Source organism: Croceibacterium atlanticum, assembly GCF_001008165.2.
Taxonomy (GTDB): Bacteria; Pseudomonadota; Alphaproteobacteria; order Sphingomonadales; family Sphingomonadaceae; genus Croceibacterium_C; species Croceibacterium_C atlanticum.
This window is the reverse complement of record NZ_CP011452.2, coordinates 1,521,591-1,543,379: the sequence shown is the minus strand read 5'-3', so window position 1 is coordinate 1,543,379 and position 21,789 is coordinate 1,521,591. Positions and strand designations below refer to the sequence as shown.

At 62.9% G+C, this 21,789-nt stretch carries 23 protein-coding genes, 1 tRNA gene and 1 other RNA gene; 11 read left to right on the top strand and 14 right to left on the bottom strand.

Going from position 1 to position 21,789, the window contains the following annotated elements:
- Positions 1 to 171: 171 nt before the first annotated feature.
- Positions 172 to 246, bottom strand: a tRNA-Val gene (locus tag WYH_RS07315).
- Positions 247 to 321: 75 nt separating this feature from the next.
- Complete coding sequence (sppA, locus tag WYH_RS07310; RefSeq protein WP_046903324.1) at positions 322 to 2,208, bottom strand: signal peptide peptidase SppA; 1,887 nt, start codon at positions 2,206 to 2,208, stop codon at positions 322 to 324.
- 133 nt (positions 2,209 to 2,341) lie between these two features.
- Here sppA and WYH_RS07305 point away from each other — a divergent pair, with 133 nt between their 5' ends.
- Positions 2,342 to 3,373: an aspartate carbamoyltransferase catalytic subunit gene (locus WYH_RS07305; protein ID WP_046903323.1), complete on the top strand. Its 1,032-nt coding sequence runs from the start codon at positions 2,342 to 2,344 to the stop codon at positions 3,371 to 3,373.
- Complete coding sequence (locus WYH_RS07300; protein ID WP_046903322.1) at positions 3,370 to 4,602, top strand: dihydroorotase; 1,233 nt, start codon at positions 3,370 to 3,372, stop codon at positions 4,600 to 4,602. Before WYH_RS07305 ends, WYH_RS07300 begins: the two co-directional genes overlap by 4 nt.
- A gap of 76 nt (positions 4,603 to 4,678) precedes the next feature.
- On the opposite strand, the gene WYH_RS07295 is transcribed toward WYH_RS07300, so the two are convergent.
- Genes WYH_RS07295 through WYH_RS07285 form a run of 3 tightly spaced genes read right to left on the bottom strand, consistent with a single transcriptional unit; the run spans position 4,679 to position 7,491 of the window.
- Positions 4,679 to 6,064, bottom strand: a complete 1,386-nt coding sequence (locus tag WYH_RS07295) for an SPOR domain-containing protein (protein ID WP_053833443.1) — start codon at positions 6,062 to 6,064, stop codon at positions 4,679 to 4,681.
- A gap of 17 nt (positions 6,065 to 6,081) precedes the next feature.
- Positions 6,082 to 6,762 (bottom strand): hypothetical protein, encoded by a 681-nt coding sequence (locus WYH_RS07290; protein ID WP_046903321.1) that lies wholly within the window; start codon positions 6,760 to 6,762, stop codon positions 6,082 to 6,084.
- A 12-nt stretch (positions 6,763 to 6,774) separates the two neighbouring features.
- Complete coding sequence (locus WYH_RS07285; protein WP_046904914.1) at positions 6,775 to 7,491, bottom strand: ParA family protein; 717 nt, start codon at positions 7,489 to 7,491, stop codon at positions 6,775 to 6,777.
- Positions 7,492 to 7,720: 229 nt separating this feature from the next.
- Here WYH_RS07285 and WYH_RS07280 point away from each other — a divergent pair, with 229 nt between their 5' ends.
- The 4 genes from WYH_RS07280 (at position 7,721) to bfr (ending at position 11,069) form a co-directional block, all read left to right on the top strand.
- Complete coding sequence (locus WYH_RS07280; protein WP_053833442.1) at positions 7,721 to 8,869, top strand: SPOR domain-containing protein; 1,149 nt, start codon at positions 7,721 to 7,723, stop codon at positions 8,867 to 8,869.
- A gap of 31 nt (positions 8,870 to 8,900) precedes the next feature.
- Positions 8,901 to 10,193 (top strand): DUF418 domain-containing protein, encoded by a 1,293-nt coding sequence (locus WYH_RS07275; RefSeq protein ID WP_046903319.1) that lies wholly within the window; start codon positions 8,901 to 8,903, stop codon positions 10,191 to 10,193.
- 60 nt (positions 10,194 to 10,253) lie between these two features.
- On the top strand, positions 10,254 to 10,448 hold the full coding sequence (locus tag WYH_RS07270; RefSeq protein ID WP_046903318.1) for a (2Fe-2S)-binding protein: 195 nt from the start codon (positions 10,254 to 10,256) through the stop codon (positions 10,446 to 10,448).
- Positions 10,449 to 10,580: 132 nt separating this feature from the next.
- A complete protein-coding gene (gene bfr / locus WYH_RS07265) occupies positions 10,581 to 11,069 on the top strand; it encodes a bacterioferritin (protein WP_046903317.1) in 489 nt (162 codons plus the stop codon).
- Between the two features lie 59 nt (positions 11,070 to 11,128).
- Here bfr and WYH_RS07260 read toward each other — a convergent pair whose 3' ends face one another.
- The 3 genes from WYH_RS07260 to WYH_RS07250 all read right to left on the bottom strand — a co-directional run bounded on the left by WYH_RS07260 (position 11,129) and on the right by WYH_RS07250 (position 13,668).
- Positions 11,129 to 11,575: a YybH family protein gene (locus WYH_RS07260; RefSeq protein ID WP_046903316.1), complete on the bottom strand. Its 447-nt coding sequence runs from the start codon at positions 11,573 to 11,575 to the stop codon at positions 11,129 to 11,131.
- Positions 11,576 to 11,670: 95 nt separating this feature from the next.
- A complete protein-coding gene (gene der, locus WYH_RS07255; protein ID WP_046904913.1) occupies positions 11,671 to 13,050 on the bottom strand; it encodes a ribosome biogenesis GTPase Der in 1,380 nt (459 codons plus the stop codon).
- A 177-nt stretch (positions 13,051 to 13,227) separates the two neighbouring features.
- Positions 13,228 to 13,668 carry a VOC family protein gene (locus WYH_RS07250; protein ID WP_046903315.1) on the bottom strand — a complete coding sequence of 147 codons (441 nt, stop codon included), beginning with the start codon at positions 13,666 to 13,668 and terminating at the stop codon, positions 13,228 to 13,230.
- Between the two features lie 86 nt (positions 13,669 to 13,754).
- Between WYH_RS07250 and WYH_RS07245 the strand changes: the two genes are divergently transcribed.
- Positions 13,755 to 14,507, top strand: coding sequence for an SIMPL domain-containing protein (locus WYH_RS07245; RefSeq protein WP_082347890.1), 753 nt, complete (start codon positions 13,755 to 13,757; stop codon positions 14,505 to 14,507).
- A gap of 71 nt (positions 14,508 to 14,578) precedes the next feature.
- On the opposite strand, the gene WYH_RS07240 is transcribed toward WYH_RS07245, so the two are convergent.
- Positions 14,579 to 15,316: a TorF family putative porin gene (locus tag WYH_RS07240; RefSeq protein ID WP_046903314.1), complete on the bottom strand. Its 738-nt coding sequence runs from the start codon at positions 15,314 to 15,316 to the stop codon at positions 14,579 to 14,581.
- Between the two features lie 284 nt (positions 15,317 to 15,600).
- On the opposite strand from WYH_RS07240, the gene WYH_RS07235 reads away from it, so the two are divergent.
- Positions 15,601 to 16,434, top strand: coding sequence for a metallophosphoesterase family protein (locus WYH_RS07235; RefSeq protein ID WP_046903313.1), 834 nt, complete (start codon positions 15,601 to 15,603; stop codon positions 16,432 to 16,434).
- Positions 16,435 to 16,443: 9 nt separating this feature from the next.
- Here WYH_RS07235 and rnpB read toward each other — a convergent pair.
- The 4 genes from rnpB to WYH_RS07220 form a co-directional block, all read right to left on the bottom strand.
- Positions 16,444 to 16,880, bottom strand: an RNA gene (gene rnpB / locus WYH_RS16035) — RNase P RNA component class A.
- An 8-nt stretch (positions 16,881 to 16,888) separates the two neighbouring features.
- Positions 16,889 to 17,596: an N-acetylmuramoyl-L-alanine amidase gene (locus WYH_RS07230; protein ID WP_046903312.1), complete on the bottom strand. Its 708-nt coding sequence runs from the start codon at positions 17,594 to 17,596 to the stop codon at positions 16,889 to 16,891.
- The gene (locus WYH_RS07225; protein ID WP_046903311.1) at positions 17,589 to 18,227 is read right to left on the bottom strand and encodes a histidine phosphotransferase family protein; all 639 of its coding nucleotides are present in this window, start codon (positions 18,225 to 18,227) and stop codon (positions 17,589 to 17,591) included. Before WYH_RS07225 ends, WYH_RS07230 begins: the two co-directional genes overlap by 8 nt.
- Before the next feature lie 143 nt (positions 18,228 to 18,370).
- A complete protein-coding gene (locus WYH_RS07220) occupies positions 18,371 to 18,766 on the bottom strand; it encodes a M67 family metallopeptidase (protein ID WP_082348081.1) in 396 nt (131 codons plus the stop codon).
- A gap of 16 nt (positions 18,767 to 18,782) precedes the next feature.
- Between WYH_RS07220 and WYH_RS07215 the strand changes: the two genes are divergently transcribed.
- Complete coding sequence (locus WYH_RS07215) at positions 18,783 to 19,727, top strand: RluA family pseudouridine synthase (RefSeq protein WP_046903309.1); 945 nt, start codon at positions 18,783 to 18,785, stop codon at positions 19,725 to 19,727.
- Between the two features lie 174 nt (positions 19,728 to 19,901).
- A complete protein-coding gene (gene rpoH / locus WYH_RS07210) occupies positions 19,902 to 20,786 on the top strand; it encodes an RNA polymerase sigma factor RpoH (RefSeq protein ID WP_082348080.1) in 885 nt (294 codons plus the stop codon).
- Positions 20,787 to 20,847: 61 nt separating this feature from the next.
- Here rpoH and WYH_RS07205 read toward each other — a convergent pair whose 3' ends face one another.
- Positions 20,848 to 21,048, bottom strand: coding sequence for a hypothetical protein (locus tag WYH_RS07205; RefSeq protein WP_046903308.1), 201 nt, complete (start codon positions 21,046 to 21,048; stop codon positions 20,848 to 20,850).
- Positions 21,049 to 21,114: 66 nt separating this feature from the next.
- Between WYH_RS07205 and mtgA the strand changes: the two genes are divergently transcribed.
- Positions 21,115 to 21,786 (top strand): monofunctional biosynthetic peptidoglycan transglycosylase, encoded by a 672-nt coding sequence (gene mtgA, locus WYH_RS07200; RefSeq protein ID WP_046903307.1) that lies wholly within the window; start codon positions 21,115 to 21,117, stop codon positions 21,784 to 21,786.
- Positions 21,787 to 21,789 lie beyond the last annotated feature (3 nt).

Sequence of the window (21,789 nt, the reverse complement as noted above, 5' to 3'; positions counted from 1 at the left end):
CGAAGCCTTGTACGTAGAAACAGCCCCGGCGAACGCCGGGGAGAGGTATCCAAGGCTATGGACCGAAGGAAGCGGCTCGCAGGACACTGCGGGTCGCTTTCTTTTCACTACCCCGAAAATACCCCTGAACGAAGTAGTGGGGCCATCTATTCAGCTAAGTATCTGAAAAGATGGTGGGCGCGGCAAGGATTGAACTTGCGACCCCACCCGTGTGAAGGGTGTGCTCTACCACTGAGCTACGCGCCCGCCTGAACTCTGCGATTCTGGCAGGGGCGCGCCTTTGCCATGGTCGGGCGGCGCTGGCAAGCATTCTGTGGCTGTTCAGTCCAGCATCAGGCGCGCCGCGATCCGTTGCAACAATGTGCCGCTGCCCGATGTGCGGCGCGATCCGGTTGCGATGATGGGCGGGCATTCGAGGCAGCGGGCCTGCGCACCGCGGATTTCCAGCAGGCCGGACAAGTCATCCGCCACGCGATCCGCCAGCGCGCCTTGCCGGCGGGCCAGCAATGCAAACATGTCCATGCTGGCGGTTTCGCGCGTGTTTTCCCCCAGCAGCCGTTCCAGCATGGGGGCGTAGGGATCGTCTTCCGCGCCCAGATAATCGGCATACCAGGCGCCGTCCTTCAATTGCGCCTGCTGCGCCGCCCAGGCGAGGGCGACCTGCAAATCGCCAAACTGGTCCACCAGGCCCATCTGCCGCGCAGTGCCGCCATCCCAGACACGACCCTGGCCGAGCTCATCCGCCCGTTCGCGCGTGATCCCGCGAGATCTGGCGACCAGCGACAGGAAGGTTTCATATCCCGATTCGATGGTCAGCTGCATCACGTCCGCCGCTTCCGGCGTCAGCCCGCCCAGCACGTCCGGCTGGCCGGACAGGGGCGTGGTGCGCACACCGTCGGAGTGGACATCCCATTCGGCCAGCGCGTTTTCGAAAGTGGGCAACACGCCGTAAATGCCGATCGACCCGGTGATGGTTTCCGGTTCGGCAAAGATGCGGTCGCCCGCGGTGGAAACCCAATATCCGCCGCTGGCCGCGACATTGCCCATGGAAATCGCGATCGGGATGTCCTTCGCCTTGTGGCGCAGAATGGCGCGGCGGATCGCTTCCGATCCCGTAACCGTGCCGCCGGGCGAATTGACGCGCACCACCAGCGCTTTCAGATCGTCGTCCAGCGCATCGTTCAGCAGGCCGACGATCCGTTCCGCGCCTGCTTCGCCGGGGCCGGCATCCCCGTCGCTGATTTCGCCGGAAATGGTGATCACCCCGATCCTGCCGCCCGATCTGGCGGGCTTGTTGGCGGCCAGCCAGGTCTTGAGATCGGTCGCGGCGAAGGCGCCCGGTTCACTGCTCCAGCGGTCCTCGCCCGCGATCTGGGCCAGCCGTTCCCCCCATTCCACGCGGGTGCCGGTGCGATCCACCAGCCCGGCCTGCAGCGCCGCCTGCGCCAGATTGCCGCCAGCAGCGCGGATCAGTTCCGGCGCGCGCTGGGCCGCCGCTTCCAGATCGGCCTTGGGGCGGGCCTGTTTCACATTCGCCTGCCATTCGGTCCACAGCGAACCATAGAGCGCCTGGTAATTTTCGCGCGCTTCGGGCGACATGTCGCTGCGCATATAGGGTTCGACCGCGCTCTTATACGTGCCGACGCGGAAGACATGGGCATTGATCTTCAGCCGTTCGATCAGGCCGCCATAGAACAGCCGCGTGCCGCCGGGGCCGGTAAGGGCCGCGCCGCCCATCGGATCGACCCACACCTCGCTGGCATGGGCGGCCAGCAGCATGGAATCGTCACTATAGGCCACGGCATAGGCCAGGATCGGCTTGCCGGCCGCGCGGAACCGGTCCAGCGCTTCGCCCACTTCCTGCAAATGCACCTGCCCACCGCCGAGGAAGCTGGTCATGTCCAGCGCCAGCACCTTGATCCGTTCGTCCGCGGCGGCGCCGTCGATCGCGCGGATCAGATCGCGCGCGGCATATTCGCGCGTGGGCAGGGCGGAAGACAGCAGCACTTCTACCGGATCGATGGGGGAAACTTCCTCCACCACGGTGCCGTCAAGGTCCAGCAACAGCGCCCCTTCGCGGACCGTGCCGGGGCTTGGCCGTGCGCTCAACACGCTGAACAAGGCAAGGAAGAACAGCAACAGGAAGATAAGAGCCAGCGCATCCTTGATGCCGACCAGCAGACGCCAGACCTTGCCTGCGAAACTCATAAATGCCTCGACCCCGGAAAATTTCTGTCTGCCCAGACTAGGGGCAAGCTGGCCCGCGTTCCACCGGAAAGCGCGCAACAGGCACCAAAACTCCTTGAGCAGTCGAAACCGCTCTATTAGGGGCTTGGCTTTAATGGCAGCATCAGACATCCCCCAGGCAGGCTCCCGCTATCCGGCGGGTGCAAGAGCCTTTCCGCACCGCAGCCTGCTGGGTATCGGCCAGCTGGAAACGCACGAGATTCTCTATCTGCTGGACGAGGCGGAACAATGGGTGGCGCTGAACCGGCGGCCTACCAAACATGCCGATGCGCTGGCCGGCCTCACCATCATCAATGCCTTTTTCGAAAATTCGACGCGCACGCTGCTGAGCTTCGAAATCGCCGGCAAGCGGCTGGGCGCGGATGTGGTCAACATGCATGCCGCGCAATCCAGCGTGAAGAAGGGCGAAACGCTGATCGATACGGCGGTGACGCTGAACGCGATGCGCGCCGATGCGATCGTGATCCGCCACGGCAGTTCCGGCGCGGTGCAGCTGATCGCGGACAAGGTGGCCTGCCCGGTGCTGAATGCCGGGGATGGGCAGCATGAACATCCGACCCAGGCCCTGCTGGATGCGCTGGCCCTGCGCCACAAATTGCGGGAACGCGGGCGGCAGGAATTCAACGGTCTGAAAGTCACGATCTGCGGCGATATCCTGCATAGCCGGGTCGCCCGGTCGAACATCCTCTGCCTGCAGGCGCTGGGTGCCGTGGTTCGCCTTTGCGCACCGCCCGCGCTGATGCCCGCCGGGATCGAACAAATGGGCGTTGAGCCGCTGAGCGATTTCGACACCGCGCTGGACGGCGCGGAAGTGGTGATGATGCTGCGCCTCCAGAATGAACGGATGGACGGGCAGTTCATCCCGTCTCCGCGCGAATATCGCCATTTGTTCGGGCTGACGCTGGAGCGGCTGCAACGCGCTGCGCCGGATGCCATCGTCATGCATCCCGGACCAATGAATCGCGGGGTGGAAATTGACAGCAACGTGGCTGACCTGCCGCAATCGATAATCACCGATCAGGTGGAAATGGGCGTGGCGATCCGGATGGCCTGTCTCGATGTGCTGACGCGCCGTGCGCGGGGCGTGCAGGGCTGGGGCGCAGGGCCGGAAGGAGAATGGGCATGAAACAGATGCGCCCGTTGACCATTACCGGCGGCCAGCTGGTCACGCCTGAAGGTTTGCGACCCGGCGCGGTGCGCTGTGTCGAAGGGCGGATCCAGGCAATTGGCGATGTGGATCTGGCAGAAGATGACGAAGTGGTGGACGCCGCCGGGAAACTGGTGGCGCCGGGCCTCGTCGATTTCGGCGTTTTCGCGATAGACAAGCCGGCCTTCCATTTCGGCGGGATCACCCGTGCGGCGCTGATGCCGGACCAGAACCCGGTGCTGGATCACCCGGCGCGGGTCCGGTTTGCGGCGCAGAGCGGAAAGCCCGACTTCTGGGTTCATCCGCTGGCCGCGGCCTCAAGGGGGCTGGAGGGCGAACAGATGGCGGAAATCGCCCTGATGCGCGAAGCCGGTGCCAAGGGCGTGGCCACGGGCCGCCAATGGATAGGCGATAGCGGCGCAATGCTGCGCCTGCTGCGCTATGCCGCCATGCTGGACCTGGTGGTGGTCAGCCATGCGGAAGATGGCGGCCTGGCCGGGAAAGCCGCTGCAACGGCGAGCGAGATGGCCACGCGGCTGGGCCTGCCCAGCGCGCCGAAAGAGGCGGAGGCGCTGGCCGTGGCGCGTGACATCGCATTGGCGGAACTGGCCGATGCAAGGCTGCATCTGCGGCAGGTTACGACGCGGGAGGCGCTCGCCCTCGTGCGGGCAGCGAAGGCGCGCGGCGTGGCGGTGACTGCGGGCGTGACCCCGGCGCATTTCATGCTGTCTGACCTGGCCCTGATGGATTTCCGCACCTTTGCCCGGCTTTCGCCGCCCTTGCGGGAAGAGGCGGACCGCCAGGCCGTGATCGAAGCGATTGGCGATGGCACGATCGACGTGGTTTCATCCGGCCACGATCCGCGCGGCCCGGAAGACAAGCGCTTGCCCTTCGCCGATGCGGCACCGGGCATGGCCGGGGCGGAAACGCTGCTGGCCATGGTGCTGACGCTGGTGCGCGACGGGGTGATCGACATGGCGCGCGCCTTCGATCTGGTGGCGGCCAACCCGGCGCGCCTGCTGGGCGTGGAAGCGGGTGCCCTGCGCCAGGGTTGGGAAGCGGATCTGGCAATCGTCGATCCGGAAAAACCATGGGTGGTGGATTCTGCCCGGATGGCCGCCTTTGCCGGGAATACACCGTTTGACGGCCAGCCGGTGCAGGGCCGGGTCACGGCCTTGTGGAAGGGCGGCGTGGCTGCCGGAGACTGATCGCCGCCGACAGAAACGAAAACGGCCCCGCCGAATGATCGACGGGGCCGGATTGACCTGTAATTCGTGACCGGCTTCAGCGGCGCGCCATGCGCACGCCCGCATCCACCGAACCGGGCAGGGATCGATCCGCGGCATAGGCGAAGCAACCGTCTCCCCTTGATTTCACCGTGCCGCACATGGAACGGGAATCCGTCCGGCCGAAGCCGGCAGCGGCCACGCGCCAATAGCGTTTGCCCTTCACCATGGCTTCGCTGATGATCATCTTGTGGCCGGCCAGTTCGGGGTAGCGCTTGGTATAGATGCCCCATGCACGGCGCGCGCCCTGTTCGCTGGAGAAGCTGCCCAATTGCACCATATGCGTGCCATCGGCCTTTATTCTTGCCGGGGCGGCAGCCTTGGCGGGCGCCTCCGGGGCGACCGCGGCAACCTTCGCCATATTTGCCGGGGCGGGCTGGGCTGCCTTAGCCGAGGTGGGGGCGGGCGCGGCAAAGCTGGCCGCATCCAGCTTCACTGCCGCCGGGGCGGCAAAGGCCGATTCAAACTTTTTGGCGGGTGCCGGCGCGGGCGCTGCGGGCCCTTCCGGTTTCACGTCGGGATCGATTGAGACGATCTTGGCGGCGGGTTCCTTCGCCTCGGCTTCCGGCATGGCGGCCAGTTCCACTGGCGGCAATTCGTCCTGAGCCGGGATGTTTTCCAGCGCGCTGGCCTGCGCGGCAAGCTGTTCTGCCTGCGGATTGTCGATCAGCGCCAGCATGGTTGGCTGGCCGCCATCGGCAACACCTGCGGGCACTTCCAGCAAATTCGCCACACGTGCCTGCCAGGCATTGGGATTGGACAGCAGGGCCCATTCCTGCATCCTGTCGCCCACCTTGTCCGCCGGGACATCCTGCGATGCCATCAGGCGGGCTTCACGCCAGCGGCCCGCCATCGCATAGCTGAAAGCCAGGTTCTGGCGCATCTTGGCGGTATTTTCGCCGCCACGGATGGCGTTGGTCATCAGATGGATACCGCGTTCCGGCTGGCCGGCAATAGTCAGTGCCAGGCCCAGGTCGGATACGGGAATTTCGCCTTCCCAATCGTTGAGCAGGGCAGCGGCCTCGCCATGCTTGCCTTCACCCGTAAGGGCTAGAGCGAGGCTGAGCGCGGTGCGCGCGGTATTGTCCCCCAGCCGCATCGCATCGTCAAAAGATGTCGCGGCGGAGGCAAATCGGCCCGCATCCAGATAGGCATTGCCCAGCATGGCGCGATATTCGGCATTGCGCGGTTCAGCCATGACGGAGGCCTCGGCATAGTCGATCGCCTTGTCATGCTTGCCTTTGGCCAGCGCGTTTTCGGCCTTGCTGGCGGACACATTGGCCGCGGGCATTGCACTGGTTGCGCAACCGGCCAGGAGTGCCCCGGTCATTGCGCTGGTAAGGGCAAGACCCATCGCGAAGCTGGTGCTGGAATTACGCTGCATGGCCTGTCTTCCGTTGATTAGGCTTTCCTGGAACCGCGATTGACCTGCGCGGCGAGGGCATCGAGTTCGGGGAGTTCAGCCAGGAAGCGATCGAGTGCTTCCGTTACCAATTGCTGCGCGCTGCGATTGCGCACCGTGCTGGCAAGACGCAGCTTGAGATGGCGCTGTTCGTCAAGGCGCAGGGTAAAGGCGGCGCGGCGGCCCTGGTCGATCGCACGGCGGCGCTGGCTGCGCTTCGGTTTTGCCTGTTTGCGCAGCGGCTGCACAATCGCGGCCTGTTCCTGCGATTCCTGCGGCGCGGCAACCGGCGAGACTTCGCTTTCCCAGCTATTGTTCTGCCAGGATGCAATCTCGGGCTGTGTTGTCTGGGCCAGTTGTTCGGGCGCGGCTTCTGCCTGGGCAACTTCGGCACGGGCCAGTTCATCGTCGGCGCGCGCTTCGGCCTCGGTCTGCGGATTGCTGGGGGACGGGGTTAGCGGCAGAACATTCGCCTCGCGGCGTTCATGCTCTTCATGGCCCATGTCGTTCCAGCCGAGATCTTCCAGATCGGGGTTGGAACCGTCGGCCGACAGCGCTTTTGCGCCTTCTACGCCAAGCGCGCCCATGGTCGCGAATTGTGGGCGCATGGCCGGGCGGGCACCGCCCTTGCGGGCCAGCAATGTCGCGCCAAGCGAAGCAAAGGGTTTCGGATCGTTCATCCTGTCCGCCTGTTACTGCGCAACCCGGCGGCCGAAGCCGCCCTGCGCGCGATGAATGCCGGGAACCTGCTGCATGCCGTTGGGAGCAGCGAACACGGTGCGGCGGAAATTCCGTTCCAGCCGATCGGCCACGTAATTCCACAGGCCGACCACTTCCTGCGCGCTGCGGCCATTGGGATCGACTTCCATCACCGTGCGGCCGTCAATCATGGAAGCGGCGAAATCGGTGCGGTGATGCAATGTGATCGGTGCAACCGTGCCGTGCTGGGAAAGGGCCACGGCTGCTTCGGACGTGATCCGCGCCTTGGGCGTCGCGGCATTGACCACGAAGATCAGCGGCTTGCCCGCACGCTCGCACAGATCGACCGTCGCACCCACGGCGCGCAGATCGTGCGGGCTGGGGCGCGTCGGCACCACGATCAGTTCGGCCACGGAAATGACCGACTGGATCGCCATGGTAATGGCCGGCGGCGTATCGATTACGGCCAGCTTGAACCCCTGCTGGCGCAGAATCGCCAGATCGCTGGCAAGGCGGGCCACGGTGGTCTGGGCGAAGGCGGGATATTCCGCCTCCCGCTCGTTCCACCAATCCGCCAGAGAGCCCTGTGGATCGATATCGATCAGTACGACCGGGCCGGCGCCGGCACGCTGTGCCTGTACCGCCAGATGACCCGAAAGTGTCGTCTTGCCGGAGCCACCTTTTTGAGATGCCAATGCCAAAACCCGCAAGGCCGTTTCCCCTGATTTCAGGCCGGGCAGGAATGGAACGCCCGGCAATTCCTGAATCGGGGATCGCAGATCACCCTAAAATTTGAGTTAACGGGCGGCGTGTTGCGCATGGTTGTGTAAAGACTTGGCCTGGCGACAGTAATTCGGCCGGGGCTATAAAGTTTTTGCTAACGACCCGTTCACTATGTCAGCCTGCGAAACCACTGGGATCCATCGATTGAGGGCAGGCATGAAGGCATCGGGAAGAGCCAGGCCAATCTGGGCGATCGCCGCCATGCTGTCCGCATTCATGCCCGGCCAGGCGCTGGCCGATGTGAAGGATGGCGTGGATGCATGGACTCGCGGGGATTACGCCGCGGCTGTCCGCGAATGGGAAGGGCCCGCCGAAGCGGGCGATCCCGATGCGATGTTCAATCTGGGCCAGGCCTATCGGCTGGGGCGCGGCGTGCCGATGGATACGGCCCGGGCGGAACAATTATATGCCAGGGCGGCCGCGCTGGGCCATGTCCGCGCTGCCGATACCTATGGATTGATGCTGTTCCAGGACGGCAGGCGCACGGCCGCCCTGCCTTATGTGCAGGATGCAGCGCGCAGGGGCGATCCGCGATCCCAATATCTTCTGGGCATCGCCCATTTCAACGGTGACATCGTGCCCCGTGACTGGATTCGCGCCTATGCGCTGGTGACATTGGCCAATTCCACCGGCCTGCCACAGGCCGCGCCGGCGCTGGCCCAGATGGACCAGTATATTCCCCTTCAGCAGCGCCAGCAGGCGGCCAGCCTTGCGGTGGACATGCGGCGAGAGGCGGAGGCGGAACAGGCGCGGCAATTCGCCGCTGTGGATCTTGGCGGCGATGCCGATACGGGCGTTACCTCCTCCGCCGCTGCTGCTCGGCCCGCACCCAGTTCATCCATGAGCGTTCCCCGCCCGATCCCGACCACAGCAATTTCGCCCTCCGTCGCGGCGGCCCGCGCGGCGATAGAAGAAGCGCGTAGTGCAACGGGCACGAACAGCCCGGTCGAAGCTGGCGCGACCTATGCCCGGGGCGAGGCGCCCGCCAGTTCCCCGCCAGTCCGCCAGCGGGCCGAAGCACGCAGCGAAACGGCACCCGCAGTGGCAAGCAGGCCAGCGAAGGCGGAGCGCGGCTCTGCCCCCTGGGCGGTGCAGTTGGGCGCCTTTTCGGTTTCCGGCAATGCCGACCGCCTGTGGACGAAGCTGAGCGGCCGTGCCGAACTGGCCGGCGCGCGCAAGGAGCTGGTGCCGAGCGGGCGGGTGACGCGGCTTCTGGCCACAGGCTATCCCAGTCAGGCGGATGCCAATGCCGCGTGCCGGGCCCTGAAGAAGTCCGGTCAGGATTGTCTTGTTACGCGCCCTTGATGCGGCATAATACGGCCCGAGGGGGACGGGCATGAATATCAATGAATCCAGCGGGCTGGCGCATGAAGCTGGCCATGGCGCGGCGCCGGATCAGCCGGTTTCCGGCACCGATCGGATCGTCTCGCTCGATTTCCTGCGCGGAGTGGCGGTGCTGGGCATTCTCTTCGCCAACATCACGGCTTTCGCCCATCCCATGCTGGTCTATTCATGGCCCGGTGCGATGCCGGGCGGGGAACAGCCGGCGGATGGCTGGGTCTGGCTGTTCCAGTTCGTGTTCGTGGATGGCAAGTTCCGTGGATTGTTCACGCTGCTGTTCGGCGCGGGCATGTATATGTTCGTGGAGCGGGCATGGTCGCGCGGCGGATCGCGGCGATTGCAGCTGCGGCGGCTTATATTCCTGCTGATCTTCGGCCTGATCCACTATTTCCTGATATTCGTGGGCGATATTCTTGTCCTCTATGCGGTTTCCGGCTTCATCGCCCTGTCGATGCTGCATTGGACGGCGAAGACGCAGTTGAAGGTTGGCATAGCCTGGTACCTGCTGGGATCACTGTTGCTGACCGGCGCGCTGGGGACGCAGGCCGCGCTGGAAGCCATGCCCGAAGCGCGGGCCGAAGCCGGTGAAGCCTGGACGCAAATGTCGGATGAATGGGACAAGCAGATCAGGGACGCCTCGGCAGAACGTGAAGTGATGCAGGGCGGCAGCTATCCGGCAGTGGTCAGTTTTCGCGTGACCGAACAGGGCACGGATTTGCTGCAGATGCTGCTGATCGCCCTGGTTGAAACCATTCCGCTGATGCTGATCGGAATGGCCCTGTTCCGGCTGGGTTTCTTTGAAGCGGCGGCGGGCCGGGCGAAGATGAAGCGCTGGGGCTGGATCGGCTTTATCGGCGGGGCAGGGGTTTCCGCCGCGCTTGGCTGGATGGCGCTGGCGCAGAATTTTCCGCCATTCCTGACCCAGTTTGTTTTCAATGGCCCATCGGCCTTGCCGCGTCTGGCGATGATCCTGGGGCTGGCTGCCTTGCTGGTGCTGGCAGCAGATGCGGCATCGCGCGGCTGGCTGGGTGCACGCTTCATTGCCGCGGGCCGGATGGCCTTCAGCAATTATATCGGCACATCGCTGGTGATGATGCTGATCTTCCAGGGCTGGGCAGGGGGGCTTTATGGCGAACTGCACCGGCTGGCCCTGCTGCCGGTCGTGCTGCTGGGCTGGGTGCTGATGCTGGGCTGGTCCAGGCCGTGGCTGGCCCGCTTCCGCTATGGCCCGTTGGAATGGCTGTGGCGCTGCCTGACTTATGGAAGGCTTTTCAATATCAAGCGTTGAACGGGCTTGATATTGCAACCTGTTCGCATTAACAATCTCCCTCAGAGGAGATTCGCCGACATGTATGTCTGCATCTGCAATGCAATCCGGGAATGCGAATTACGCCGCGCCGCGCGCGCCACGGATGGTGACGCGGACAGGGTGTACGAAACATTGGGCAAACGGCCGCAATGCCGCCAGTGTCTGGACGATGCCGAAGATATCCTGAATGAAGAACGGGAAACATCGCTGGTCATGGCGCTCGCCGCAGCCTGATCCTATGCTGCTTTGCATTCGCAGCAGCGCGCTTTTCTGCCAGTTTCGCCCCTGAAAATATGATCGTGCCCTTGCATTGGGCGCCCGCCGCGTCGCAAATGCGCGCATAGCGAAGGCGGAGAACAGAACATCATGAAGGGCGACGAAAAGGTCATCGAGTTCCTGAATCAGGCACTCACGAACGAACTGACCGCCATCAACCAGTACTGGCTGCATTACCGCGTGCTGGACAATTGGGGCGTGTCGCGACTCGCGGCGAAGGAACGCGAAGAATCAATCGACGAGATGAAGCACGCCGACGCGTTGGCGGACCGGGTGTTGTTTCTCGACGGGCTACCGAATTTTCAGGCCATCAACCGTTTGAAAGTCGGTGAGACGGTGGAAGAAATCCTGAAGGCCGATCTGGCCCTGGAAATGGAAGCCATCCCCCTGCTGCGCGATGCGATCGAATATTGCGAAAGCGTGCGTGATTATGTCAGCCGCGAATTGTTCGAGGACATCCTCGAAAGCGAGGAAGAGCATGTCGACTTCCTCGAAAAGCAATTCGACCAGATCGAGCGGATGGGCCTGCAGAATTACGTCCAGTTGCAGAGCAAGCCGGTGGGCGACGAAGGCGAATAGGGCCAACCCGGCCGGGCCCGGCTTTGTGCAGGGCCCGGCCGGTTTCAGTGCGGATCGCCTCAGCGGGCGTTGCGATCCACCCAGACATCGCGATCGAGGTGCCATGCCCCGTCTTCGCCCAGGATCCAGATATGGGCGAACCGGCCTGCGCCAAGCGGCACACCGTTCGTCCGGTCCAGCACCTGATAATTTCCGTGGACCAGCATCATTTCGCTGTCCCGCACGGAATCGGTGACATTCAGCACGGTGATGGGATTGCTGCGATTGACATCGCCCAGCCAGTAATCGCGAATTGAATCGCGCCCGACATAACGCCCTTCATTATGGATGTAGAGTTCCGCATTCGGCCCATACAGGGCCGCAATCGCATCCACATCCGCCTGATTATAGGCAGCCGTCCAACGATCGGCGAGATCCTGGACAGTCACCTCCTCCTGCGCGGCGAGGGGGGCGGATTGCAGGGCGGTTGCGATTATCGCCGCAAGGGCAAAACGGGTGATCTTCAATTTTCTCTCCCTCATTCAAGACGCAGGCGGAACCGGAACCCGCCGTCCCGCAATCGGATGGGAGCAGCTAAGTCAGGCCGCACCTACTCGTATTTCTACGTAAACGGGTTCTTCGTGCTTTTTAACGTCAGGCGGACTGGCACGGCACCAAAGCCGAGATCGCGCCTGATCCCGTTCACCAGATAGCGTTCATAGCTTGTCGGCAAATCCGACAGGCGCGTGCCGAAGACCACGAAACGCGGCGGGCGTGTGCCGACCTGGGTGATATAGCGCAGCTTGATCCGCTTGCCGCCCGGCGCAGGGGGCGGATTGGCCGACAGGGCATCATCGAACCAGCGATTCAGCGCGGAGGTCGGGACGCGCCTGCTCCAGTCCTCGCGCACGCGGAAGGCGGCGCTCAACATCTGGTCCAACCCCTTGCCTGTCATGGCCGATACGGCAAGCAGAGGGACACCTTTGAGCTGAGCCAGCCCTTCATCCAATGCGGTGCGCACTCCGTTGAACAGGCTGCTGGGATCTTCCGCCACGTCCCACTTGTTGATCGCGATCATCAATGCGCGGCCTTCCTCGATCACCATGTTGGCGATCTTCAGATCCTGCACTTCCAGCCCGCGCGTGGCATCCAGCAGCAGGACGACCACTTCGGCATAATCGACCGCGCGGCGGGCGTCGGCCACGGAAAGCCGCTCCAGCTTGTCGTTGACCTTGGCCTTTTTCCGCATTCCGGCCGTATCGACCAGTTTGATCTGGCGCGTTTCGCCTTCGGGGGTGGTCCATTCCCAGTCCACGGCGATGGAATCGCGCGTGATGCCCGCTTCCGGCCCGGTCAGCAGCCGGTCTTCCTGCAACAGGCGGTTGATCAGCGTGGATTTGCCAGCATTGGGGCGTCCCACGATTGCCAGATGCAGCGGCGCGGTGGGATCGGGTTCGTCCAGCTCCACAACGGGCGGGGCATCGTCCGGCTGCTTGTCGCCGATCAGCGGAAGCAGCGCCTCGAACAGATCGGCCACGCCTTCGCCGTGTTCCGCGCTCATCGGCACAGGATCGCCCATGCCGAGCGAATATGCTTCCATGATACCGGCATCGCCGGCCGTGCTTTCGCATTTGTTGGCGACCACGATCACGGGCACCGCTTGCCCGCGCAACCAGCGGCCGATCTCTTCATCCAGCGGCGTCAGCCCGACACGGGCATCGATCACGAATAACGCCGCATCGGCGCCTTTCAGGGAGACTTCCGTCTGCGCGCGCATTCTGCCGGGCAGGCTTTCCGGCTCGTCATCTTCCCAGCCGGCCGTATCCACCGCCTCGAATTCCAGACCGAGCAGCCCTGCCGAGCCGAAGCGCCGATCGCGCGTGACACCGGGCTGGTCATCGACCAGGGCGAGCCGTTGGCCCACCAGCCGGTTGAACAGCGTGGACTTACCAACATTGGGGCGGCCGATGATGACGACCTGGGGGAGCTTACCGCGAACCATCCCGCGCAGGTGGCCCTTCCCCCGCGAATTGGCAAGTGAAAGCGGAATGAGACGATCCGCGATCCGGGCTGCCATCTGCCGTCTTGCCATTGCCACAAGAAAAGGCCGGGCGCTGAAAAAGCGGCCCGGCCTCTTCGTTCTGTCTGATTTGGTCGGCCGCGCGGCCGGGCCGGTTGCTTACCAGCTGCCGGTATTTTCCATGCTGGCCCAGGGTTCGGCCGGTTCGAGCGAGCCGCCCTTCTGCAGCAGTTCCACGGAAATACCGTCCGGCGTTTTGATGAAGGCCATGTGGCCGTCGCGCGGGGGGCGGTTGATGGTCACGCCGGCATCGGACAAGCGCTGGCACGCATCGTAGATATCGTCGACCTCATAGGCGAGATGGCCGAAATTGCGGCCGCCATCGTAGGTTTCGGCGGGGCTGCCGTCTTCGGCGGGCCAGTTATAGGTCAGTTCAACTTCGGCATCGCCTTCCTGGCCGGGCGCGGCGAGGAAGATGAGAGTGAAGCGCCCTTTTTCGCTTTCCTGCCGCCGCACCTCTTTCAAACCCAGCAATTCGAAGAACCGGATCGTCGCATCCGGATCGGTTACGCGGATCATGCTATGAAGATATTTGACCATTAGTCGGATCGCTCCATTCGTCTCTATTCAAACACGGTTCATCGCCGCAATCGCAGGATCCGGCAGTTCATTGAGGAGAACCGTTCATGTCCAATAATAGCCCCGGGGACACAGCTTCCGCCACCGCTTTTTGGCGTTTGCCAAATAGTCGTGCGCTGCTCGCATCGTCGGCCATCCTTGCCGTGGGCGTGGTGGCGGGCGGCTATTTGCTGGGCGACGGGCTGACGCGGGCGCGGGTGGCGGACAGGTCCGTGACGGTGCGCGGCCTGGCGGAACGGGAAGTGACGGCCGATCTTGCCACATGGACCATCGCCTATTCCGCCACGGCGGCAAATCTCGGCAGTGCGCAGGCCAGCGTGGATCGGGATACGTCCTCCATCCGCGCCTTCTTCGGCGATCTGGGTTTTCCCGAGGATGCGCTGCAGACCACCGGCGTGAACGTGTCCACCTATACCCAGAACGGCATCACGAATTACACGGTGCGCCAGCGCATGACCTTGCGCACCAACGATATCGAACGGGCGGAACGCGCAGTGCGCAACCAGTTCGATCTCGTACGGCGCGGCGTCGTGCTGGAGGAAGGATCGGGCATGTCCTACACCTTCACCAGGCTGAACGATATCAAGCCGGAAATGGTGGCGGAAGCGACCAGGGATGCACGCGCTGCCGCCCAGCAATTTGCCAATGACAGCGGAACGGGCGTGGGCGGCATCAAGCAGGCCACGCAGGGCTATTTCTCGATCGATGCGCGGGATGGCGATGGCGGCGGCTGGGGCGTGGCGGAAACGCCTTACAAGAAGGTCCGCGTGGTCACGACCGTGGATTTCTACCTGCGCTGAAATCTTCCGGCATTAACGAAAAGGGCCCGCGCCTTGCGGCACGGGCCCCGAATTTCCGCTGATACGATGGATCAGAAGGACGCGGACAGCGTCGCCACGACCGTATCGTCGGTGAAGTTATAGGCGCCCGGCGCATAGTTGCCTTCGGCACCGATATAGGCCACGCCGACCGACAGATTGTCATTCAGCGCAAGATCCGCACCCAGCGACCAGTCGAAAGCCTTGGCATCGTTGGTATAGGTGAGGAAGCCGTCGGTATAACCGAGGTGAGCCGACAGGCTGATCGGGGTGTTCGGGATACCGACGCCCAGATCGCCATAGATGTAGAAATTGTCGGTGCTGCCCAGCGAATCCTGATCGGGCGCATAAGCGATGCCGACAGTGGCATCTGCCGGGCCGAACGTGGCGCCGAGCGAGCCGTAGAATTCGACATAGTCATAATCGCCGGCACCCGCATTCGGATACAGATAGGCGATCACGCCGACATCGGCGGAAACCACGTCGGACAGGCTGCCGCTCCAGCCGCCATAGATGTCGAGCTCGGTGTGGCCGTAGCCCACGGTGTCCTCGTCCAGCGAGGAGCCCCAGGTGCCGACGTAGAAACCGCTCTCGTGACCCACGTCGATGCCGCCCTGGATGGCGATATCGCCGCCGGAAAGATCGACGCCGCGGAAACGATATTCGGTCACCACGGCAGCATTGGCTGACACGGAAACGGAAGAATCGCCATTGGCAAGTGCCGGCGTGGCAGCAAAAGCAGTTCCGGCGATAATAGTAGCGGCCATCAGACCGCGAATGGACGTAAGCATTGGCATTTTCCCTCAAAATTGCCTTGGATAATCGTGCCTCGTCCCACCTGCGCGCCGAGATCCAGTCTCTATTGGACGGACTGTTTTCTACGAACGCGCAATTAACCTGCACATTCATGCTGCTGTGCACAAGAATAATTGCGTCAGTTCTCTTGCAGTGTGAATTTGTGTGGACTTTCCGCATCACATTCAGCGGTGCGAAAGGGTAATCGCGCAACGCGTCTGGAGGTCTGGCCCCAACTTGCCACATCATGCATTAGGGGTAGATAATTGGTCGCGGACATATGCTGCAAACACTACGTAAACTCATAAATCGCAAGGAAACGGCCTCCGGGTCGGTCAGGGCAATCGTGCCCGAAGGGCAGCGCGCCTATGCCGTGGGTGATATCCATGGACGGCGGGATCTGTTCGAAGCGCTGATGATGGCGATCGAGCAGGATGACGCCGCCGCGCCGCCTGCCGAAACGACCGTGGTGTTGCTGGGCGATCTGGTCGATCGCGGGCCGGACAGTGCGGGCGTGATCGCTCTCGCACGGGATTGGCAGGCGCGCCGCAAGGTCGCGATCCTGGCGGGCAATCACGAGGAGATGTTTCTCAACAGCCTTTCCGACAAGGAAACCATGCGCCATTTCCTGCGCCATGGCGGGCGGGAGACGATCCTCAGCTATGGCCTGGATCGCCGAAAGTACGAGAATGCCTCGCTGGAAGAAACGATGGAACTGATGCGCCAGGCCGTGCCTGCGGAAGACATCGCCTTCATCGAAAGTTTCGAGGACATGTACGCCATTGGCGATTACCTGTTCGTCCATGCCGGGATCGAACCGGGCATTCCGCTGGAAGAACAGAAACCGCGCAGCCTGCGCTGGATTCGTGAACCCTTCCTGTCCCATGCGGCCCCGCACGGCCATGTGGTGGTGCACGGACACACGATCCGCGACGATCCTGAAGATCGCGGCAATCGCATCGGCATCGATACGGGCGCCTATGTTTCCGGCAGGCTTACGGCGCTGGTTCTGGAAGGGGACCGGAGGCGTTATATCGAAGCGGTCGAGGAGAATGGGCAGGTCAGCACGCGCCATTCACCGGCCAATAGTGCGCCGCATCTCGTTTCAGCCTGACGGTCCGGTTGTGCCGGGGAGCCTGTAAGCCGGGTTCTGTACCGCGGACGGTATCCCATGCGGGACCGTATCCGCGGTGGCAGCCATTCATCTGGGCGACCTGTTGCCAGGCCGCTCTAGCAACCAACCCGGGCGACTGACGCGAAACACGCCTGCCGGCACGAAACCGACGCGCCGCCCCTATTCGGTCTTGCTCCGGGTGGGGTTTGCCATGCGGTGACCGTTGCCGGCCCCCCGGTGCGCCCTTGCCGCACCTTTTCACCCTTGCCTGTGAGCTTCACGCTCCATCGGCGGTATATTCTCTGTGGCACTTTCCCTGGGCCCGGGTGCAAGCCCCGTACCCGGCGGGCGTTACCCGCCACCCTCGTTTCGTGGAGCCCGGACTTTCCTCGCCCCCGACCTGCTCTTCCGAGCTTGTCGAAGCACGCGGCTGCCCGGCTCCCCGGCACGGGGCCTATCTAGTATGACCGCGGTCGCGATCCAATAGGAGCTGGAACAGGATTGCCCGGATTTCCCCGTCTATCAGCCCGTCGATCCGGTCAGGCCGCCAGCGCCGCTGGAACGCTTCCACCACCTTGTGCCCGTCCGTTATGTCATAGCCGAAGCGTTCAAGCGCGAGATAGAATGCCCCGTCATTGTCGAACGGGTCGCCCAGATCCAGTTTTGCGGGGCGGGGCAGGCACAGGCGATATTCGGCCAGCCATTCCCACGGAAACAGTTCGCCCGGATCGATCTTGCGTGCGGGTGCAATGTCCGAATGGCCGACAACATTGGCCCGGGGGATGTCATATTGCCGGACGATACGGTTCAGCAGCGGGACCAGCGCTTCCATCTGCGCATTGGTGAAATTGGTATAGCCCAGCGCATGGCCGGGATTGTCCAGTTCGATCCCGATACTGGCGGAATTGATGTCCCGCAGGCCGCGCCAATAGCTGACGCCGGCATGCCAGGCGCGCTTTTCTTCCGGCACCAGCCTGGTCACTTCGCCATCCTGGCTGACCAGGTAATGCGCGCTGACCTTGGCTTCCGGATCGGTCAGCCGGTCCAGCGCGGCTTCGGCCGATTCCATTTCGGTGTAATGCAGAACCGCCATCGTCACCGGCAGCGACCGTTCGTCCCAATTGGGGGAAGGCTGCTCGCGATGGACCAGCTCGTCAGCCATCGGGGAGGATCGCGCCCATTATCAGCGCCTCGTCCGTCAGCGCATATTGCACGCCGCCGCCGCATTCGGCGGCCAGCAGGCGGATCAGGTGGGCCGGTGCCGTGCGGCCGGACAAATCCGCTTCGTCCAGCAGGCCGTCCAGCGCCTTGCCGATATTGGCATCGAAGGCGATTCGCGGGCCTGCCGCGCGGATAGCGATTTCAGTCGCCCCGTCGCGCTTTTCCGCGCCGATCGCCAGCGTTCCGCCGCGGATCAGCGTGTCGATCCCGATCGCCGCGAGATTGAGCAGGACTTTCACCACGGGCTTGGCCAGCGTTTCTTCCGCGACTGCCCATTCCAGCTTGAGCCGTTCATTGCCGGCCACCAGCCCTTCAATCAACAGCCGGGGTTCTTCCACCGGTACGGCTTCGCCGAATCCCCCGGCCGCGCCATAGGCCAGGCGGAAAAATTTGAGCTTGTCTGCGCTGATCTGTGCGCTCTGTTCCAGCAGTTCCAGGCAGCGCTTGCGCATTTCGGGATCGGTTTCGGCCGACAACAGCTCCAGCCCGTTATTGAGCGCGCCAATCGGGCTCAGCATGTCGTGGCACAGACGGGAGCAGAGCAGGGCAGCAAGGTCGGTAGAAGAAGTCATTCAGTGTTCCGAAGCCTAGTATGAATACGGGTGCGACACAATCGGCAGTCTGCCGTCCGAAGGGGCTTAAGCGCATGTCGCGGATCGTGAGCCCTCCCGGCAGCCGGAAAGCCGAGGCCGCGCCGCTTGGCGGTATTGCGCCCTTAGCGTTCCCGCAGGCGGCAGGAAAGGCGTAGAAATCCCTCTTCGCCGTCGCGCCAGAACGTCACATCGTCTTTGCCGATTATGGCCCAGATCCGCCCGTCGCCCGATGCCATGGCCCGGTCCGTCGCGGAAGGGAATGCCGGCCCCATGGGATGGGAATGATAATAACCGGCCACTTCCGGCCCGCCCGCCCGTGCAGCCCGGTGAGCATCGACGAGGGTTTGCGGGTCCACTTCGAAATGGCGGCGCGGATCCTGCGCCACATTGGCGGCGGGCAATGCATCGGCGATGCTGTTTCCCCCGCCCAGAAGGATGCCGCAACATTCCTCCGGCGCGGCTCGTTCCGCTTCGCTTCGCAATCGCTTCAGCACGGCGCTTGTTACCTCGATCTCCATCACCCACATATCTAGCATGGGAGCAGGGGAGGTCATCACCGGAACCGTGAGCGTCGCGTCGCGCCTGGACAAGGCGCTGGCGGAGGCGAGCGGCCTTTCGCGGGAACGGGTCAAGGCGCTGATCGCCGAGGGTAAGGTGACGCTGGGCGGGAAGGCCGCCACCAGCGGATCTGCGAAGGCGGCAGCAGGGGCGGCGTTTGAAATCCATCTGCCACCCCCAACCGATCCACAGGCGCTTCCACAGGATATCCCCATCCCGATCTTGTATGAGGACGATCACCTGGTGGTGGTGGACAAGCCCGCCGGAATGGTGGTCCATCCCGCTGCCGGCAATCCTGACGGCACGCTGGTCAATGCCCTTCTGCATCACTGCGCGGGTGGATTGTCCGGAATTGGCGGGGTCGCCCGTCCAGGTATCGTGCACCGGATCGACAAGGATACGTCGGGCCTGCTGGTCGTCGCCAAGAGCGATGCCGCCCATGAAGGGCTTGCACGGCAATTTGCCGATCACTCGCTGGAACGGGCCTATCTCGCCGTTGTGAACGGGCAGCCCCTGCCGCCGCAGGGCACTATCGAGACGCTGATCGGGCGTTCCGATGCCAATCGAAAGAAAATGGCAGTGCTGCCCAAGGAATCCTCGCGCGGCAAACGCGCGGTTACGCACTATAAGACGATTCGAAATATGGGTGGATGTTCGCTCGTCGAATGCAGGCTGGAAACAGGCCGGACGCACCAGGTGCGCGTTCATATGTCGTCAATTGGCTATGCGCTATTGGGAGATCCTGTCTATGGGCGTGCCAATTCGCAGATTCGTCCGGTTCTCCAGAGGCTCGGCTTCAGCCGGCAGGCGCTTCATGCGGCCATTCTCGGCTTTACTCATCCGGTCTCGGGGGAGACTTTGCGATTCGTCAGTGAATTGCCGCCGGACATGGCCAGTTTAATCGACGAAATCGGTTGCTGAGATCGACGAAATGCAGCCGCAAACCGGGATAATCCGGTATAGAAGAGCGTTATGGAAGTGGATTGGGGTGGTGTGGCCACATCCTGCGGATGCCCGGCAGGGGTCCGCGAAACAGGAAGGCCGACAAAAGAAAGGTTTGGGAAAAAAGTGAGCAACGCGAAGATCAAGAAGGGAATGTCGGTTCCGGCACTTGGCGGCGAGCAGAGCCTCAACCGTTATCTGGCCGAGATCAAGAAATTCCCCGTGCTGACGGCGGAGCAGGAATATATGCTCGCCAAGCGCTATCAGGAACATGAAGATCCGGAAGCTGCCGCGCAATTGGTGACGAGCCATCTGCGGCTCGTGGCGAAGATCGCCATGGGATACCGCGGATATGGCCTGCCGGTGAGCGACCTGATTTCCGAAGGCAATGTCGGCCTGATGCAGGGCGTGAAGAAGTTCGAGCCCGATCGGGGCTTCCGCCTCGCCACCTATGCAATGTGGTGGATCAAGGCCAGCATCCAGGAATTCATCCTCCGCTCGTGGTCGCTCGTGAAGATGGGCACCACCGCCGCGCAGAAGAAGCTGTTCTTCAACCTGCGCCGGATGAAAAAGCAGCTGGAAGCCTATGAAGACACTGACCTCAGCATCGAGGACGTGACCAAGATCGCCACCGATCTGGGCGTGCCCGAGCAGGAAGTGATCAACATGAACCGGCGCATGATGATGGGCGGCGATGCTTCGCTGAATGTCAGCATGCGCAGTGACGAGGAAGGCTCCGGCCAGTGGCAGGATTGGCTGACCGATGACCGCCCGTTGCAGGACGCGGTGGTTGCCGATGCGGAAGAGGCCGAAGTGCGCCACGGCATGCTGGTGGAGGCGATGGACAGTTTGAACGACCGCGAGAAGCATATTCTCACGGAACGGCGCCTGACGGAAAATCCGCAGACGCTGGAAGAGCTGAGCCAGGTCTATGCAGTGAGCCGCGAACGCATCCGCCAGATCGAGGTTCGCGCCTTCGAAAAGCTGCAGAAGGCAATGCAGCGGATTGCCGGCGAGAAGCTGCTGCCGGCGGCCTGAATTGCAAAGCCAAGAGATGGGCTCAGTCCTTGGGGACTGGGCCCGTCTTGGCTTTGAGGCGTCAAAAGGCGTAGTCTATCGCTTGACCTTGGGCCCAGATCCAAACGGCGAATGCGATTGCGCCGCCCCAAGAGATCAAGGCTGCAACTGCCGCATTCCCGTTCAGCTCGCCCTCGGTGTTGCGAAATCTGGGATCGGCTTGAAATTCCATAGCTTTTACGACCAGATAAAAGCACCCAAGCCAGCCGACAATTTGTACCATGACAGTCTCTCCCTCTTATCGTTAGGGGTGCTAGCATATTGCCGGGTGAAGAAATAAAAAAGCAGCATGGCGATCCGCATCCTCCGTTTCCTGATCTGGGCAATCGTGCTTTTCGTGGCGATCAGCCTGTTGCTGGTCGTGATCTTCCGTTTCGTGCCGGTGCCGGTGACGGCGACCATGCTGATGGACGAAAATTCGATCACCAAGGATTGGGAGCCGTTGAGCCGCATCGACCGGAACATGGTCAGCGCGGTGATCGCCGCCGAAGACGGGAAGTTCTGCAGCCATAATGGTTTCGACCGCGAAGCGATCGAAAAGGCGATGGAACAGAATGCCAGGGGCGGCCGCATACGCGGCGGTTCCACCATCAGCCAGCAGACGGCCAAGAACGTGTTTCTGTGGCAGGGCGGCGGCTATTTCCGCAAGGGGCTGGAGGCCTGGTTCACTCTCCTGATCGAGAATATCTGGGGCAAGCGGCGGATCATGGAAGTCTATCTCAACGTCGCGGAAACCGGGATCGGGACCTATGGCGTGGAGGCCGGGGCGCAGCGTTATTTCAACCATTCCGCCGCGCGGCTGAGCCGGATGGAGGCGGCACGCATGGCGGCGGCCCTGCCGCTGCCGAAAGAGCGCCCGGTGGTGAATCCGACCGGGTTCACCCGCCGCTATGGCAATACGATCCAGGCACGAATTGGTGTCGTCAGGCGTGACGGGCTCGACGCCTGCGTCTATGACTGAATT